The sequence below is a fragment of the Streptomyces sp. NPDC026672 genome (assembly GCF_040638185.1).
In the GTDB taxonomy this organism is placed as follows: domain Bacteria; phylum Actinomycetota; class Actinomycetes; order Streptomycetales; family Streptomycetaceae; genus Streptomyces.
The window spans coordinates 19037-36828 of record NZ_JBEZXS010000045.1 but is presented as its reverse complement, the minus strand read 5'-3'; the positions used below and the strand labels follow the sequence as shown (position 1 = coordinate 36828).

Below are 17792 nucleotides of genomic sequence, written 5' to 3'. Positions count from 1 at the left end.
AGTTCTTCCATGACGCAGACCCTGCTCGGCACCCGGCCGGCGTTCCTCGACGGCCGCCCGAAGCAATTGTTGATCGACGGTGAGTGGAGCGACGCCCTGTCGGGAGAGACGATCGAGTCGATCGACCCCTCGACCGGCGAGCTGCTCGGCAGCGTCGCCCGCGCCGGTGCCGCCGACGTGGACCGGGCCGTGGCGGCGGCCCGGCGGGCCTTCGCGGAGGGCCCGTGGAGCCGGTTCACGCCGGCCGACCGCTCCCGCGTGATCAACCGTCTCGCCGACCTCATCGAGGAGCACGCCGACGAGCTGATCCACGTCGACTCGATGGACATGGGCACCCCCGTGAAGTTCATGAACTTCATGATGGGTGCCATCCTGAGCAACTTCCGGTACGCCGCCGGGCAGGCCCTCAACCTTCAGGGCGCCACCATCCCCAACTCGATACCGGGTGATGTCTTCACGTACACGCTGCGTGAGCCGGTGGGCGTCGTCGGCGCGATCATCCCCTGGAACGGTCCGCTCTTCCAGGCGTCCTGGAAGCTGGGCGCCGCCCTGGCGACCGGCTGCACCATCGTGATCAAGCCGGCCGAGCAGGCGGGATTCGCCCCGCTGCTGCTGGGCCGGCTCTGCCTGGAGGCCGGCATCCCGGCGGGTGTCGTCAACGTCGTGACCGGCGACGCCGAGGCGGGCGCGGCGCTGGCCGAGCACCCCGACGTGGACAAGGTCACCTTCACCGGGTCCACCGAGACGGGCCGGCACATCATCCGCGCGTCGGCCGGCAACATCAAGAGGCTCACGCTCGAACTCGGCGGCAAGTCGCCCGACATCGTCTTCGCCGACGCGGACCTGGACGCGGCCGTGCCCGGCGCGGCGATGGCGGCGTTCGTCAACTCCGGGCAGGCGTGCAGCGCCGGCACCCGTCTCTACGTCCAGCGCGGCGTCTACGACGAGTTCACCGAGAAGGTCGCGGCGTTCGCGAAGACGCTCAAGATCGGCAACAGCCTCGACCCCGAGACCGACCTCGGCCCCCTGGTCTCCGCCGAACAGCTCGACCGGGTCAGCGGCTACCTCGCCGCGGGGCACTCGGACGGCGCGCACGCGCTCTCCGGCGGCGCCCGCCTCGTCACGGAGGGGCTGGACGCGGGCTACTTCGTGGCCCCGACCACGTTCGTCGGCGTCGAGGACTCCATGTCCATCGCCCGGGAGGAGATCTTCGGACCGGTCCTGTCGGCCATGCCGTTCGACGACATCGACGACGTCATCCGCCGTGCCAACGACACCAGTTACGGCCTGGCGAGCGGGGTGTGGACCACCAACGTCAACACCTTCCAGCGCGTCTCCAGGGCCCTGCGGGCCGGCACGGTCTACGGCAACACCTACGCCCAGATGGACTCGGCGGTGCCCTTCGGCGGTTACAAGACCTCCGGCTACGGCCGGGAGAACGGCCACGAGCACTTCGACGCCTACCTGAACACCAAGTCGGTCTACCTCAAGTCCAACTGACGGCTTTTGACACGGCCGTTGCTGGTTCGCTCGCCTTGGTGGGCGAACCAGCAACGGCCGTCCTGGTCCCACAGATCAGGCTCCGCAGGGGGTTGGGCCGCGACCCTAGGCGGCGATGAAGGGCCTGTCGTACGGGGCGGCGTCGCGGGAGGAGAGGACGTGCTCGGCGACGGGGCCGACCGGGACACGGAGCGGGACCGTGGCGGCCTCGACGAGGTCGGCGAGGGCGGTGGCGACCTGCTCGGGGGTGGACATCATCTCGGCCGGGATGCCGCCACCGGCGAAGAGAGCGGCGTAGGGGTCGCCGGGGAGGCGGTAGGTGAGGATGTCGTCCAGGGCGCCGGAGCTGACCGGACCGGGCTGGGCGAGGGTGACGTCGATGCCGAAGCCGGAGACCTCGACGGCGAGGGTCTCGGCGAATGCCTCCAGGGCCCACTTCGTGGCCGCGTAGGCGGAGCCGCCCGGCAGCACGGTGCGGCCCGCGACGCTGGAGACGTAGAGGAGGCGGCCCTTGCCGCGTTCGCGCATCTGGGGCAGGACGGCCTGGGTGACGCGGAGGGCGCCGACGGTGTTCTGGGCGTACAGGCGCTCGATCTCGGCGAGGGGGCTGGCCTCGACCGCGGCGTTGAAGATGACACCCGCGTTGGAGAGGAGGGTGGTGATCTCACCGGCCTGCTCGATGACGGAATCGACGCTCGCCTGGTCGGTCACGTCCAGGCGCAGCCGTTCGGCGACGTCGAGACCGTCCAGCGTGCGCGGGTCACGGGCCGTGGCGACGACACGGTGGCCGCGCTTGGCGAGTTCGACGGCGGCGGCCCGGCCGATGCCCTTGGACGCGCCGGTGATCAGGATGGAAGACATGGCTGTGCTGCTCCTCGCGTCGGGTTCGTACGAGCGGGATCGCCCGCTCGACTCATAGAGTTCGATTCTCGAACTCACTACGCCGCCACGATAGCAGTGTGAGTCCGAAAAGCGAATCGACTCGACTCGGCCCGTGCGTGTGAGGGATCCGAGGAAATCCGGCGAGCCGCGATGAGTTCTGTGGAGTCCGGCGGTCGTACTGTCGAACCCGTCGCCGAGGAGGACGTCTGATGCGCAGCGTGACCTATTCGATGAGCGTCTCGCTCGACGGTTACATCGTCGGGCCGGACGGCCGCTTCGACTGGACGGCGCCCGTCGAGGAGGTCTTCCGCTTCTGGATCGACGAGATCCGGGACGTCGGCGTCCACCTGCTGGGACGACGGCTGTACGAGACGATGCTGTACTGGGAGACGGCCGACGAGGATCCCTCGCTCGACGACTCGATGCGCGAGTGGACCGCGCTCTGGAAGCCGCTGCCGAAGGTGGTGTTCTCCACCACGCTGACGGAGGTGCAGGGCAATGCCCGCCTGGTCTCCGGCGGCCTGGCGGAGGAGATCGAGCGGTTGCGGGCCGAGCCGGGGGAGGGCGACATCGCGATCGGCGGCGCGACCCTCGCCGCCGAGGCCGCCGCGTCGGATCTGATCGACGAATACCGGACCATCGTGTACCCGGTGCTGGTCGGCGGTGGCATTCCGTTCTTCCCCCGCCACGAACGCCGGGTGGACCTCGAACTCGTCGAGACCCGCACCTTCGCCTCGAAGGTCGTCTACCTACGCCACCGGGTGGCCCGCTGAGCGCGGGTCCGGATCATCGGCCCGGAGAGGCTCGGGGCCGTTACTCACCGCGAGATGCGTCCTGAGTGGCTCCGCCCAGGGGCCAGGCGTGGACACGGACGGGGTCGAGGTGCAGTTCGTTGGGTCCCAGGCAGTCGGCGGCCCAGGTGGCAAGGCGTGAGCCACAGGCGCAGGCCAGGTTGGGGCCGTGTGCACCGGTCGGTCCGCAGCATCCGGTCCAGTTGTCCCCGTATGTGAAGGCGACGAGACGGGGCAGGATGTCGTCGGGGTGGACGACAACACTGTCACGCGGGCCGGCGGAGACGGTGGGTGTGGGGGTGGCCAGTCTGAGCAGCTCACGGCCCGTGCGACGGGCGGCAGGGCTGGGTGCGGCGGCTGGGACGAAGGGCGCGCCCCACGGCTCGGGGTCGATGGCGTAGAACCCGTGCGGAACGGCGGAACGGGCGCGCCCGGACTTCCTGTCCCGACCGTCGTCCGGGTCGCCGACATCAGGAACAGCGGCCAGAGCCACCAGGTCCCCGGTGAGCGCTGTGCCACATTTGGCGCAGTGGAAGACGGTCACATGTCGGGTTCTACCGCGCGACGGGCCGACCCGTCACGCGAAATGGGTCAAGGTTCCGTCAGCGTCGGCGTGACCGGGGGTTCGAGTCACCCGCCGGGCTCCGTCAGGGCCAGACTGCGGTGAAGTTGATCTCGTGGGCCCAATCCGGGTGGTCTATCAGTGGGTTGCGGTTGCCCTGGATTTCCGCGATGGCGGCGTTGCGGTGGAGCTCGTACTCGGTGACCGGCTCGTTCTCGTGCCACTTCAGGAGGACGGGCAGCCGGTCCTTGGAGAGCTCGCGCGCGGCGTCGCCGACCTGGCCCGGATAGCGGAGCAGGAAGTACAGGGTGGCCCGGGAGACCGCTCCCTTGCCGTTCCCCGGCTCGAATCCCACGCTCTCGCGCATCCCGCAGTCGTCCCTGACCGCTTCCTCGAAGTCGGGGAAGTCGAAGTACGGGAAGTTGCCGCGGAAACTGTTGCAGCCGACCTCGCACGCGAACAGGTGGTGCAGGTCGCCCCGCATCGGCTCCTGCTTGGCGAACCACGACTGCGGCACCACGTGCTCGCAGTTGAACGGCATCGACGCCTCCAGCGCGTCGAACTCCGCCTCGAACTCGGCCGGACCCGCCGTGCTCTCCTGGAGCAGCAGTTCCTGCACCCTGGCCAGCCGCGCCTCGGCGACGGCCGCGTCCGCCCGTATCAGCTCCTCGGGGGAGAAGTCCTTGCCCGAGTAGATGCTGCGCAGCCGGCCGTCCTTGTGCAGGTCGACCCAGGGGTAGACCATCCGCATCGGCTTGTAGCGGGGCTGCGGGGTGTGGGTCTCCTCCAGCAGCGCGGTGAGCCCACGGCGCAGCGCGTCGCCGTCACCGGTGTCCACGTTCGCGTAGTACGCCTCGCGTGCCGCCGCGTCGGCGGTCCGGTCGTAGTACGGACGCTCCCGCGCGAGCCGGTGGTTGATCAGTGCGGCGTCGACGTCCTTCTCCACCGCCGACACGACGTCCGCCCGTCCGGCCCGGGGCTGCGGCGCTGCCGTCGGCGCGAGCGTGGACAGGGGCGCGGGCAGGCCCGCTGATGAGAGCGACGTGGCCGACGAGACCGACGCGGCCGACGGGGTGCCGAAGTCGACGGTGATCCGCAGCGGGATGGTGAGCTGCGCGGCCCCGTCGGTCACCGGCGACGACAGGCCCTGCGCCTGTGTTCGTTGTTCCTGCGCCTTCGCCTGTGTCCGGGTCCGCGACCCGTTGGCATCCGCCGGCGAGGAACCGCCGTCCGCCGTGGGCGTGGGCATCGCCGGGGCGCTCTCCACGGGCGACGTGAGCCCGGTGGTGAAGACCTCGTCCCGCAGCCGGGCCGCCTCACCGGTCAGACTGACCTCGTGCAGCGCGCTCAACACCCGGCTGATCCGCACGCCCTCGTTGGCCCGCCACGCCAGTTGCTGGTCGCCCATCTCCGGACGCCACACGGAGCCGTCGACGCTCAGCGGCCGTCCCTGGTCGTCGGTCTTCGGGACGGCCGAGTGGTGCAGGGCGACGACCTCCCACTGGTCGTTGAAGACGGGCGACCCCGACGAGCCCTCGCGGGTGTCGGACTCGTAGTGCAGGAACCGTTCCAGCACGTCGACGATCTGGTTGTCGCGCAGCGCGATCTGCTTCGGCTCGCCCCGCGGGTGCTGGATGATGTTGACGAACTCCCCGATGATGGCCTTTCCCTGCGCCTCGCTGAGGACCAGGCGGCCGAACGACGACAGCGCCTCCGCCTGTGCGCCGCGCGGGGCCACCGCGACGAGGCTGTAGTCCAGCGCCCGGTCGGTGACGAAGAACCGCTGCGGCTCCAGCGCGAACACCGCCGGCGCCAGCGGGCCACCGTCGACGCCGTCCTGGAACGCGAAGGCGACCCTGCTGCGGTTCGCGACCTCGGCGTTGCGCAGCACGTGGTTGTTGGTGAGCAGCAGGGACGGGGACACCATGAAACCGGTGCCGTGTCCGCCGTCCGGTCCGGTGATCGTGACCCGGCCGACCGAGCGGGAGACCTGGAAGCCCTCCTCCAGGAACGCCACCGGGGTGAGGTTGTTGCGCCCGATGATGCGCTCCAGGCCGAGCACCTCACTTGTGAAGGTCTCCGGGGGCAGTTGCAGGGTGCTTCCCGCGCTGCTCGCGGGCTCCGTCGGCGTCCGCTCGATCGCCCGCGCCATCGCCCAGTCGGCGCCCAGCCGCGCCAGCCGCTTCTCGACCCGCTCGGGGGAGTCGGCGTACAGCACGCCGCGCGTCTCGAGAACGGTCTGGTTTCTCTCGCGCTGTTCGGTCCGGTTCTCGTAGCGTGCCGCGGCCATCGTCAGTTGCGACAGATAGTCCGACTCTCGTTCGGAAGCGAGTTCCGCCGTGGCCATGATCTACCTCCTGGCCTGATCGAATTGTGGCGGTCGTGTCCGGGACACGGTGCGTGACAGGCGGGCGGCGTCGAGGCGGGCGGCGTCGGACGAAGGCGTCGGCTCTGCCGGGACGCGGGCGGGGTATCGGGCGGTGTCCCGCCGGACCGCTTTTCGCACGAGGTTTCCTCCTATCGATGCTTGCAGACATGGGAAACATGTGCAAAGCAGCCCGACAACCCGGTGGTTGAAGGCTCACCCGGTCGCGGCGCCACGGTGACGCGTGGTTCTGACAGGGCTGTAGGTCTAAGCTCGGCGGATGACCTTGGAATGGGAACAGGTAATCGTTCACTCGGTGGATCCGGCGGCCCTGGGACAGTGGTGGGCCACGGCCCTCGGGTGGGTTGTCGTCCACTCCTCCGACGACGAGTTCGAGATCCGTCCGGAGCCTGATCGCCTGCCGGGGTTGGACTTCGTCCGGATCGAGGAGAACAAGAAGGCCAAGAGCCGACTGCACCTCGACTTCAGGCCCGACGACCAGGCCGCCGAGGTGGCTCGCCTGGAGGCGCACGGCGCGAAGCGTGTCGACATCGGCCAGGGCGACCAGTCGTGGGTGGTCATGGCGGACCCCGAAGGCAACGAGTTCTGCATCCTTGGCCAACGCCGTCAGTGACGACGTGAGTTGCTGACGTCAGCAACGAAGCCGGTTGCTGACGTCAGTGACGACGACGTCAGTAAGGCTCATGCCGGGGTCCGGGCGTGATCGACCAGGTCCACGGTCTCCCGCGCTTCGTACTCGGCCGCCCTTCACAGCCGTGTGGCCGTGCGGACCAACCCGGCCAGGGCGAGGGAACGGCTGTGCGCGGGCCAGGCGATGTGGGTGACGACGGGCGGCGCGTCGGTCAGGGGTACGGCGGTGTGCTCGGCCCACAGCCAGGCGCGGGCCGATTCGGGGAAGACGGCCACGGTGCGTCCGAGGGTGATCAGCTGGGCCGGCTGCGTCTGGTCGTGGAGAGTGAGCAACGTGACGGCGGAACAGGTCGCCGAGGCCCGGGCGATCGCGCCGATCGTGTGTGTGCAGAACATGTACAACCTCGCCCACCGCCAGGACGACGAGCTGATCGACGAACTCGCCGACGAGGGTGTCGCCTACGTGCCCTTCTTCCCGCTCGGTGGCTTCACCCCGTTGCAGTCCACGGCGCTCTCCGCCGTGGCCGCCCGGCTGGACACGACGCCGATGTCGCTCGCCCTGGCGTGGCTGCTGCGGAGGTCGCCCAACATCCTGCTGATTCCCGGCATTTCGTCGGTGGCGCACCTGCGGGAGAACGTCGTCGGCGCGCAACTCTCGCTCTCCGACGAGGAATTCGCCGAGCTGGACAAGATCGCCCACTAGCGGGACCGAGGACGTGCCGGGGCACGGTCTCCGGCCGTTCCCCCATTGGTCGAGTCATGGCCGGACTTCCTTTCGGTCATGACTTGACCATGATCGGTACGTGGATGTTCCGGAAAGAGCAAAGGAACGTTCCTGCTCACCTTTCCCCCTTGTTGACGTGGACTCGACATTCGTACAGTCGGCGGTGATCACGGTGCTCATCCCGCACCGAGGTCGTACCGCGCACCCCCCACAACAGCCCTTCCCGGTTCACCCACCATGTGGAGGATGTACGTTGCGCAGAACCGTTTCCTTCGCCGCCGTGGCTACGCTCGCCACGGCCGCCCTCGCTCTGGCCGTCCCCGCCGGTCAGGCAGCCCAGGCCACCGTGCCCTCGTCCCACGGCGTCACCGTCGCCCACGCCTGCGCGGCCCCGACGGCAAAGGGCGAGATGGCCTGTAACGCCCTTCAGGTCACCGCGGGCACCCCGAAGTCGGCACACGCCGAGAGCGACCTGACAGCGGCGGTCGCGCCCTCGGGCTACGGGCCCGCCTCGCTCCAGGCGGCGTACAACCTGCCGTCCGGCACCGGGGGTTCGGGCCAGACGGTGGCGATCGTCGACGCGTACGACGACCCCAACGCCGAGGCCGACCTCGCCGTCTACCGTTCCCAGTACGGCCTGTCCGCCTGCACCACGGCCAACGGCTGCTTCAAGAAGGTGGATCAGAACGGCGGGACCAGCTATCCGCGCGGCGACTCCGGCTGGGCCGAGGAGATCTCCCTCGACCTCGACATGGTCAGCGCCGCCTGCCCCAACTGCAAGATCCTGCTCGTGGAGGCCGGTTCGGCCGGCATGGCCAACCTCGGTACGTCCGTGAACACCGCGGTCCGGCTGGGCGCCAAGTTCGTCTCCAACAGCTACGGCGGCTCGGAGTCCTCCAGCGACGCGACCTACGACGCCAGTTACTTCAACCACCCCGGCGTCGCCATCACCGTCTCCTCCGGTGACAACGGCTACGGTGTCGAGTACCCCGCGGCGTCCAAGTACGTGACCGCCGTGGGCGGCACCTCGCTGAAGACCGCCTCCACCTCGCGCGGCTGGACCGACACGGTCTGGAGCGGAGCGGGCTCCGGCTGCTCCAAGTACGACGCCAAGCCCAGCTGGCAGCAGGACTCCGGCTGTGCCAACCGCACGGTGGCGGACGTGTCGGCGGTCGCCGACCCGAACACCGGCGTCGCCGTCTACGACAGCTACCGTGCGGCCACCGGCTGGATGGTCTTCGGCGGCACCAGCGCCTCCTCCCCGCTGATCGCGGCGACCTACGCCCTGGCCGGCGCCCCGTCCTCCGGTTCCTCCCCCGCGTCCTTCCCGTACACGCACACCTCGGCCCTCTACGACGTCACCAGCGGCTCCAACGGCAGCTGCGGCGGCTCCTACCTCTGCACCGGCGCCACCGGGTACGACGGCCCGTCGGGACTCGGTGTCCCCAACGGCACCGCCGCCTTCACCGGCTGAACCCCTCACGCGAGTGTGTTGCTCGCCTGAACCAGCACGGAGGAGATCCGCCCTGATGCGGTACTCCTGATCCTTTGACAGTGGGCCGGAGCCGGCGACAACGCCGACTCCGGCCCACTGCCGTACCCGGGCGGGGAGCCCGGCCGCGGTGTGACATTTCGACGCGATCCCACGCTGTGTGAGTGCCGGCCGGGTGTGCGTGGGGAAGCGCGGGGGAGTGACGCCCGGCAGTTACGGGGCGGCCGGGCCCCCGCCCACTGCGCGGGGCCCGGCCATGGGTGCGGCCGCCGATCGATTCGTCCTGTTCGATTGATTTTTTTGCTTTGTGAGGTCGAGGTGTGACACTTCCGGCCCACTTCGCTCTCTCCAAGTGGGGCCGCCGTGTCGGTCGGCCAGAACAGGGAGCACAGCTCGTGCAGTGGACGAACGAGAGCGGCGTGACGTACGACCGCGATCCGTACGGCGGCGTCGGATATGCGTATGCCTTCGACAACGGGTACAGCGAGGTCTCCGGTGCCGACGCGGTCATGCCGCCGTGGGACGCGGGAGAGCTTCCGCAGTGGACGCACTCGACAGGTGACGCGTACGCGGTGTGGGCGGATCCGTACGCCACCGGTGCGGATCCCCACGCCGCCGCGTCGCAGCTCCACGCCGCCGGCGCGGAGCCGGTCACCACGGCCTGGGACGCTCCTTTCGGTGACGTCCTCACGGTGCCGCCCACCGAGCTCGCCCCCTCCGTCCTTCCCCTGCCCGCACTGGACGCACCGCAGAGCGCGCCGGTACGGCCCGTCTTCGTCGATCCCACAGGGCGGCGTCAGCGCCGTGTGCTGCGCGCGGCCCGCCTGCTCGTCCTCCCCGCAGGCGGTTACGTGGCCCTGTTGATCAGCACCGTGCTGGGCGGCCCGAGCCTCAGCGCCCCGTTCGTCCCGCAGCCGGACTCCCCGCACCCGGCCCCGCCACGGACGACCGCGCCCGATGCCTCGCCCGGTACCGGCCATACCCCAGCGAGTACCGCCGCTGCAGCGCGGACGGAAGCGCGGACGGACTCCCGGCCGTCGCCGACGCGGACGACCTCGGGCTCCACCGGCCGACCGACAGTCTCCGCCCCGCCGGGGGCCACACCGGTGCCCACGGCCGTCTCGACCCCGGTGCCGGCCCCGGCCGCGCCCTCCGCTCCCGCCTCCAGGGGCCACTCGGCCGGTTCGACCCACAATCCGGTGAAGTGATCCTAGGCATCCTGACGTGACCGACCGCAGACATCGCGACGCCCGCCGACGTCGTACCTGTACTCGCCAGGTGACGCCCCGCGCCCACTGGCTGCTGCTGAGCGTGTTCGTGGTGACCCTGGCGACGGCCCTCCTGCTGCAGGGCTACACCCATCACATGTTCGGCATCACCTCGGACGACGTGTCCGGTGCGCACGGCCGCCAGGACGCGGTCCCGGGCCAGGTGCTGCGCGGTGGCCCCGTGATCGCGAACGCCGCCACCACGGCACACACCGCCAGGGTCAAGGACCGCACCCTCGCGCTGACCTTCGACGACGGCCCGGACCCCGTCTGGACGCCACGCATCCTGGACGTGCTGCGCCGCAACCACGTGCACGCGACCTTCTTCATCGTGGGAACCCAGGCCGTCGCCCACCCCGAACTGGTCCGCCGGATCGTCGCCGAAGGCCACCAGATCGGCATCCACACCTTCACCCACCCCGACCTGGCTCGTCTCGCCCCGTGGCAGCGCTCCCTGGAGCTGCGCGAGACCCAGCTGGCGGTGGCCGGCGCCGCAGGGGTCACGACGGGTCTGCTGAGGCCGCCGTACTCGTCGCGGAACGACGCGCTGGACAACGCCGACTGGTCGGTCCTCGAACAGGCCGACGCGGCGGGTTATGTCACGGTGCTCGCGACTCGGGACGCGGAGGACTGGCAGCGTCCGGGGGTGGAGCGGATCCTCGCTCGTGCGACACCCCGGGGCCGTGCCGGTCAGATCGTGCTGATGCACGACGCCGGCGGTGACCGCTCCCAGACCGTCGCCGCGCTGAGCACGCTGGTCCCCCGGCTGAAAGCGCGGGGCTACACCTTCGCGACGGTCTCCGACGCCGTCGGCATGGCCGCCCCCGTCCGCCGCGCCGGGCTCGCGGACCATCTGCAGGGGCTGGCCCTCATCACGGCGCTGCGGGGCGGCGACTGGGCCGTGTGGCTGCTGGGCCTGCTGATGTACGTGGCGGGAGCGATCAGCGTGCTCCGCGCGGTGGTCGTGGTGATCGCCGCAAGGCGGCACCGCAGGCTGCGCCGGAGACGTCGCGGCCGGTCCTGGGGGCCGCCGGTGACCGAGCCGGTCAGCGTCATCGTCCCCGCGTACAACGAGAGCGCCGGGATCGAGGCGGCCGTGCGGTCACTGCTCGCCTCGGACCATCCGGTCGAGGTCGTCGTGGTGGACGACGGGTCCACCGACGGCACAGCCGACCTGGTCGAATCGCTAGGCATCCCCGTGCGGGTGATCCGTCGGCAGAACGCGGGCAAGCCCGCCGCGCTCAACACCGGGCTGGCGGCCGCCTCCTGGGACCTGGTGGTCATGGTCGACGGCGACACGGTCTTCGAATCCGACACCGTGCGCACGCTTGTGCAGCCCTTCGCCGACCCCCGCGTGGGTGCCGTCTCGGGCAACGCCAAGGTCGTCAACCGTGGGGGACTGCTGGGGCGTTGGCAGCACATCGAGTACGTGGTCGGGTTCAACCTCGACCGCCGCCTGTTCGACCTCGCCGAATGCATGCCGACCGTGCCCGGAGCCGTCGGCGCCTTCCGCCGCCGGGCACTGCTGGACCTCGGGGGCGTCAGCGAGGTCACCCTCGCGGAGGACACCGACCTCACCATGGCCCTGTGCCGGAACGGCTGGCGCGTGGTCTACGAAGAGGGGGCGAAGGCCTGGACCGAAGCGCCCGCGTCACTCAACGCCCTTTGGCGGCAGCGATACCGCTGGTGCTACGGCACCCTCCAGGCGATGTGGAAACACCGCGGCGCACTGGTGCAGCGCGGACCGGCCGGCAAACTGGGCCGCCGGGGCCTGATCTATCTGCTGCTCTTCCAGGTGCTTCTGCCCCTGCTCGCACCCGTGGTGGACATCTTCGCCGTGTACGGGCTGGTCTTCCTCGATCCTGTACGGATCATCGGGCTGTGGGTCGCCTTCCTTCTGCTGCAACTCATGATGAGCCTGTACGCGTTCCGCCTGGACCGGGAACGTCCGGGCCCGTTGTGGAGCCTGCCGCTTCAGCAGTTCGTCTACCGTCAGTTGATGTACCTGGTCGTGATCCAGTCCGTCTTCACCGCCGTCGCGGGCTCACGTCTGCGATGGCAGCGCATGGAACGCTACGGCAGCCTGCGCCCCCCGACCGCCACGGGCGCGCCCCCCGACCGGTCTCCCGATCCGGAGGTTCATCGCAACAACCTGGCCGCCGAGCGGCGGACGAACCGCCGCTCGTAGTCGGCCAGCGCCTGTGGCGATGTCCGTGAACGCGTCCGCGAGCCCGGAGAGCACGTCGGGACCCGGCTCGACCCGGGCACCGAGCGGAGCCACACGGAACGGCCCGCGACGGGCGTGTACTTCGGCGTGCTGCGCTCAACTGCCCTGATACGAAAGCCGGTTGAGGCTGGCGACCGGCGGGTGGTCTCAACCGCATGTTTCGTCGTGTGTAGTTGATATTAAATCCAAGATGGAATCGTTGCTCTCGCTGACCGTCGGCTGTCACATTCGTTGGCGCAAGGTTCACGGCCAGGGGTCGGAGCGACCGCACATCACACGGGTCGGCCCGGCAGCAGCGCGCGGCACCCAGGCATCGTTACCTCCATCGTGGCGCAGCGCCGCACCACGCATGGCGTTGAACGACACCCGCAGGGCAGTGAAGTCGGCCCACCCCGGCTTCGCTCGGACAACGGTCCGGCCCGGTCGGACCGTGGAAGGCGATGTCGATAGATGACCAGCAGCGAAAGCTCAAGTGTGTCCCGCCGGACGCTCCTTCGGACCACCGCGGCGGCCGGCGCGGCGGCGGCAGCGACGACGGTGATCGGCCAGGGCACCGCGTCGGCGGCGCCCGAGGCACCCCCGATCCGGACCGACCGCGACCAACCGGCGGCCGCAGCGGGGAAGCAGGGGACCATCCCGACCCCCGCCAAGTACTTCGGCACTCCGATCGGCACCGAGGGCTTCCTCGCCCAATGGGACAAGATGGTCCCGTACTTCGAGCTGATCGGCGCCCGCAGCGACCGGGTGAGATACGAGGAGATCGGCAAGACCACCCAGGGACACCCGTACGTCCTCCTGACCATCAGCTCGCCGAAGAACCTCGCCAGACTCGACAAGCTGGTCGCCACCAACGCCAGGCTCGCCGACCCCCGTGGACTGTCCGAGGCCGACGCCGAGAAGCTGGCCACCGAGGGCAAGCCGTTCTACTACGTGCAGGCCGGCATCCACTCGACCGAGGTCGGCAACTCCCAGGCCGCCGTCGAATGGGCCTACCGGCTGGCGACCGAGAAGTCCGACTACATCGAGAAGATCCTCGACAACCTGGTCATCCTGCTCCAGCCGTGCCAGAACCCGGACGGCATCGTCCTCGTCAACGACTACTTCGCCGCCACGGCCGGCACCGACTACGCGCGCACCTACCCCGACCTGTACAACAAGTACACCGGCCACGACGACAACCGTGACTGGATCATGCTCACCCAGATCGAGAGCAGGTACAACGTCTCGATCCTCAACAAGTACCGGCCCCAGGTCTTCCAGGACTCCCACGGCGCCGGCGCCAACGCCCCCCGGCTGTTCACACCGCCGTACCTGTCGCCGTACGACCCCAACATCGACACCATCCTGGTCCAGCAGACCGACACGGTGGGCCTGGCGATGCAGCGGGGCATGACCGTCGCCGGCATGAAGGGCAACGGCTGGGGCTCGACGTACGACTACTGGTCCCCGTCCCGGCAGTACTGTGTCTACCACGGCTCGGCACGCATCCTCACCGAGGCGGCGGCGGCCTCCAACCTCGCCTACCCCAACGTGGGCACGAAGCCGCTCGGCCAGCAGACCACCGACATCAACTTCATCGAGCCGTACGACTCCAACACCTGGACGCTGCGCAACATCATCGACTGGGTCTCCCAGGCCTTCTACTCGGGCCTGGAGGCGGTCGCCTACGACACCTACAACTGGCTCTACAACTCCTACCGCGTCGGGACCAAGGCGGTCACCCGGACCAGCCCGTACGCCTACGTCGTCCCGGCCGGACAGCGCGACCCGCAGGCCGTCCGCGACGCCCTGGAGATCCTCCACCTCGGCGCGGTCGAGATCCACCAGGCACAGGCCGCGTTCACCGCCGACGGCAAGCGCTACCCCGCCGGGTCGTACGTCATCCACATGCGGCAGCCCTACGCCGCGTTCGCCAAGACGCTGCTGGAGGTGCAGAGTTACCCGCAGCTGCTCCAGTACCCGGGTGGCCCGCCGCAGCGGCCGTACGACACCACCGCGCAGACCCTGCCGATGCTGCTCGGCTTCGAGGCCGACCTCATCACCACGGCCTTCTCGGCCGACACCAAGCTGCTGAGCTCCGTCAAGCCCCCGGCGGTCACCACACCCTCGACACCGCCGCGCGGCGGGGCGTACGCGATCGGACCGGAGTCCTACGGGGTGTTCCGGATCGTCGCCGCTCTGCAGAAGCAGAACATCCCCACGTTCCGCGCCGCCGCCCGGTTCACCGACGGCGGTCGCACCTACCCCGCCGGCACCTTCCTCGTCCCGCCGTCCTCGGCGGCCCGTGAACTCCTGCGCACCCAGTCGAAGAACACCGGCATCCCGGTGTCCACCGTCGCCACGGTGCCGTCCGTGGCCGGTGTCCAGCTCAAGCCGGGCACCAGGATCGGCCTGCTCAAGCCCCCGGACAACATGCCGTCCGGCTGGCTGATGTGGACGTTCGACCAGTACGGGGTGAACTACTCGGTCGTGGAGGCGAGCGACTACGCCGACCTCGCCGGCACGTACGACGCCATCGTCATGCCGGACGGGGTCAGCAAGAACTCCATCGTCAACGGCCTGAGTTCGACGAAGTACCCGCCCGAGTGGGCCTGGGCGTTCGGCGTCGGCACAACCGGCTGGAACCAGCTGCACGACTTCGTGACCGGCGGCGGCACGCTGGTCACCTTCGGCAGCGGAACCGCCACGGCCCAGTCGCTGTTCGGCCTGCCCATCACCTCCACCCTGCCCGGCGGCTCCAACTCGGACTTCTACTGCCCCGGTTCGCTCCTCAGCCAGGAGTTCGACACGAACAACCCGGCGGCCTGGGGCATACCGGCGGACAACCCCGTGTGGTTCGTGTCGAACGACGCGTACAAGCTGACCAGCACGAGCACGTACCCGGTGGACGTGGTCGCCAAGTACCCCGACAGCGACGACCAGTTGAAGAGCGGCTGGCTGATCGGCGGCGAACACCTCAACGGCGCGGTCAACGGGCTGTCCTGGACGATCGGCGACGGTTACGTCGTCACCTTCGGCAACGAGATCGGGTTCCGCACCTGGAACCGGTCCGAGCAGCGGATGCTCTTCAACGCCGCTTACCACGGGCCGTCCACGAAGCTCACCGCCGACCAGTTCCGGCGTCTCGGGAAGTAGATCGCCCGGTGGGGGCGGGTCCTGCCGCCCCCACCACCGACCATCCCCAGCCGCACGGAAAGACAGAGAGAGGAAGTCCCCGCTTGTACCCCGACGACGGGAACTGGACGAGCGCGCTGACCCACCTGGAGTGCGGACGGTGCGCCAAGCGGTACGACGCGGACGTGCCCCAGAACGTGTGCGACTGCGGTACGCCGCTGCTCGCCCGCTACGACCTCGACGAGGTCCGTGCCTCGGTCCGGCCGGAGGACATCGCGTCGCGCGACGCGAACCTGTGGCGGTACCGGGAGCTGCTGCCGGTCCGGGACCCCGCGAACGTGATCACCCTCGGCGAGGGCTGGACGCCCGTCCTGCCGCTGGCCGGGTACGGTCGACGGATCGGCGTACCGGGCCTGCTGGCCAAGGACGAGGGAGCGCTGCCGACCGGCAGCTTCAAGGCGCGGGGCGCGGCCGTCGGCGTCTCCCGGGCGCACGAACTCGGGGTGGGGCGGCTGACACTGCCGACCAACGGCAACGCCGGCGCCGCCTGGGCCACCTATGCCGCCCGAGCCGGTATGGAGTGTCTGGTCGTGATGCCCGAGGACGCTCCGCAGGTGACCCGGAAGGAGTCCCTCGCGGCCGGCGCCCGGGTCTACACCGTGGACGGTCTGATCGGCGACGCCGGCCGTATCGCGGGACAGGCGGTTCAGGACGGCTGGTTCAGCGCCGCGACGCTGCGCGAGCCGTACCGCATCGAGGGCAAGAAGACGATGGGCCTGGAGATCGCCGAACAGTTCGGCTGGCGGGTGCCGGACGTCGTGGTGTACCCGACCGGCGGCGGCGTGGGACTCATCGGCATCCGCAAGGCGCTCGACGAGCTGACCGCGCTGGGCTGGATCACCGGGCGGCTGCCCCGCTTCGTGGCCGTGCAGTCCAGCGGCTGCGCGCCGATCGTACGGGCCTTCGAGTCGGGGGCCGAGACCGCCGAACCGTGGCCGGCGGACAAGGCACACACCGTCGCGTACGGCATCAACGTGGCCGGAGCGCTGGGTGACTTCCTCATCCTGTCCGCACTGCGGGACAGCGACGGCATCGCGATCGCCGTCGACGACCAGGACATCCTCGACGAGCAGGTGGCCTGCGCGGCCCTCGAAGGCGTGCTCATGTGCCCGGAGGGGGCGGCGACACTGGCCGCCGTACGCCGGCTGCGCGCCGACGGGTGGCTCGCCGGGGGCGAGGAGGTCCTGGTGCTCAATACCGGCAGCGCGCTGAAGTACGAGGACAGCCTCCGGGTCGGCCGCCCGCCCCGCCTGGAACGGGACGCGGACCTGCCGTCGGAGGCGACCGCCGTGACCGGAGCGGCGGAGGCGACCGGCCGTCGGGCACCACGATGACCGAGCCGCCGAAGACCGGGTCGCCGAGCGCCGACGGCCCGCTCGCCCCGCCGCCCGCCGACGGGCAGGCGCCGATGGTGGAACTGCGCGGGGTGCACAAGTCGTACGGCACCGTCGAGGTGCTCAAGGGCATCGAGCTGACGGTGGCCCGGGGAGAGGTGGTCGCCGTCATCGGCCCGTCCGGCGGCGGCAAGAGCACCCTGCTGCGCTGCGTCAACCTGCTGGAGCCGGTGACCTCCGGTCAGGTCCTGCTGGAGAACGAGGATCTGACCCGGCCCGGCGTCGACCTGGACAAGGTGCGTCGACGCATCGGCATGGTGTTCCAGCAGTTCAACCTCTTCCCGCACCTGTCCGCCGTCGACAACCTCACCCTGGCCCCGCGCAAGCTGCTGCGGATGTCCGCGGACCAGGCGCACGAGCGGGCCGTCACGCTGCTGGAGCGTGTGGGGCTGGCCGACAAGGCCGACGCCTACCCGAGGCAGCTGTCGGGCGGTCAGCAGCAGCGCATCGCCATCGCCCGCGCGCTGATGATGGACCCCCACGTGATGCTGTTCGACGAGGTGACGTCCGCACTGGACCCCGAGCTGGTCAGCGAGGTCCTGGACGTGATGCGTGACCTCGCCCGCTCCGGCATGACGATGCTGTGTGTCACCCACGAGATGGGCTTCGCCCGTGAACTCGGCGACCGACTGGTGTTCGTCGACGGAGGCGTGATCGCGGAGCAGGGCCGTCCGGCCGATGTGCTGGACCGGCCCCGGAACGACCGCACCCGCCAGTTCCTGCGCAAGGTACTCAGGTAGCCCGCCCGAGCGGGCAGAAGGA

Annotated in this window: 12 protein-coding genes and 2 pseudogenes; 10 read left to right on the top strand and 4 right to left on the bottom strand. The window is 70.0% G+C overall.

Annotation, left to right across the window (positions count from 1 at the left end; genetic code table 11):
- The first annotated feature begins 9 nt into the window (after positions 1-9).
- On the top strand, positions 10-1500 hold the full coding sequence (locus AB0F77_RS35525) for an aldehyde dehydrogenase family protein (RefSeq protein WP_361956343.1): 1491 nt from the start codon (positions 10-12) through the stop codon (positions 1498-1500).
- A 105-nt stretch (positions 1501-1605) separates the two neighbouring features.
- On the opposite strand, the gene AB0F77_RS35520 is transcribed toward AB0F77_RS35525, so the two are convergent.
- Positions 1606-2361, bottom strand: a complete 756-nt coding sequence (locus AB0F77_RS35520) for an SDR family oxidoreductase (protein WP_361956340.1) — start codon at positions 2359-2361, stop codon at positions 1606-1608.
- A gap of 230 nt (positions 2362-2591) precedes the next feature.
- On the opposite strand from AB0F77_RS35520, the gene AB0F77_RS35515 reads away from it, so the two are divergent.
- Positions 2592-3155, top strand: coding sequence for a dihydrofolate reductase family protein (locus tag AB0F77_RS35515; RefSeq protein ID WP_361956337.1), 564 nt, complete (start codon positions 2592-2594; stop codon positions 3153-3155).
- Between the two features lie 40 nt (positions 3156-3195).
- Here the strand turns inward: AB0F77_RS35515 and AB0F77_RS35510 are convergent, their stop codons facing one another.
- Together AB0F77_RS35510 and AB0F77_RS35505 are read right to left on the bottom strand one after the other, a co-directional pair.
- On the bottom strand, positions 3196-3666 hold the full coding sequence (locus AB0F77_RS35510) for a hypothetical protein (protein WP_361956334.1): 471 nt from the start codon (positions 3664-3666) through the stop codon (positions 3196-3198).
- 154 nt (positions 3667-3820) lie between these two features.
- On the bottom strand, positions 3821-6082 hold the full coding sequence (locus AB0F77_RS35505; RefSeq protein ID WP_361956331.1) for an endonuclease: 2262 nt from the start codon (positions 6080-6082) through the stop codon (positions 3821-3823).
- Between the two features lie 298 nt (positions 6083-6380).
- On the opposite strand from AB0F77_RS35505, the gene AB0F77_RS35500 reads away from it, so the two are divergent.
- Positions 6381-6734: a VOC family protein gene (locus AB0F77_RS35500; RefSeq protein WP_361956328.1), complete on the top strand. Its 354-nt coding sequence runs from the start codon at positions 6381-6383 to the stop codon at positions 6732-6734.
- Between the two features lie 134 nt (positions 6735-6868).
- On the opposite strand, the pseudogene AB0F77_RS35495 reads toward AB0F77_RS35500, so the two are convergent.
- Positions 6869-7075: pseudogene (locus tag AB0F77_RS35495) on the bottom strand (LysR family transcriptional regulator); the annotation flags it as partial.
- Position 7076: 1 nt separating this feature from the next.
- Here AB0F77_RS35495 and AB0F77_RS35490 point away from each other — a divergent pair.
- From AB0F77_RS35490 to AB0F77_RS35460, 7 genes and pseudogenes are all read left to right on the top strand, one after another.
- A pseudogene (locus AB0F77_RS35490) lies at positions 7077-7454 on the top strand (aldo/keto reductase); the annotation flags it as partial.
- A gap of 274 nt (positions 7455-7728) precedes the next feature.
- Entirely contained in the window at positions 7729-8949 is a 1221-nt protein-coding gene (locus AB0F77_RS35485) for a S53 family peptidase (protein ID WP_361956325.1), read from the top strand.
- 413 nt (positions 8950-9362) lie between these two features.
- Positions 9363-10175 (top strand): hypothetical protein, encoded by an 813-nt coding sequence (locus AB0F77_RS35480; RefSeq protein WP_361956322.1) that lies wholly within the window; start codon positions 9363-9365, stop codon positions 10173-10175.
- A gap of 70 nt (positions 10176-10245) precedes the next feature.
- Complete coding sequence (locus AB0F77_RS35475) at positions 10246-12423, top strand: bifunctional polysaccharide deacetylase/glycosyltransferase family 2 protein (RefSeq protein ID WP_361956319.1); 2178 nt, start codon at positions 10246-10248, stop codon at positions 12421-12423.
- A gap of 489 nt (positions 12424-12912) precedes the next feature.
- Positions 12913-15597, top strand: a complete 2685-nt coding sequence (locus tag AB0F77_RS35470; protein WP_361956316.1) for a M14 family zinc carboxypeptidase — start codon at positions 12913-12915, stop codon at positions 15595-15597.
- Between the two features lie 83 nt (positions 15598-15680).
- Positions 15681-16970, top strand: coding sequence for a threonine synthase (locus AB0F77_RS35465; RefSeq protein WP_361956313.1), 1290 nt, complete (start codon positions 15681-15683; stop codon positions 16968-16970).
- 74 nt (positions 16971-17044) lie between these two features.
- Complete coding sequence (locus tag AB0F77_RS35460; protein ID WP_361956452.1) at positions 17045-17770, top strand: amino acid ABC transporter ATP-binding protein; 726 nt, start codon at positions 17045-17047, stop codon at positions 17768-17770.
- The last annotated feature ends 22 nt before the right edge of the window (positions 17771-17792 follow it).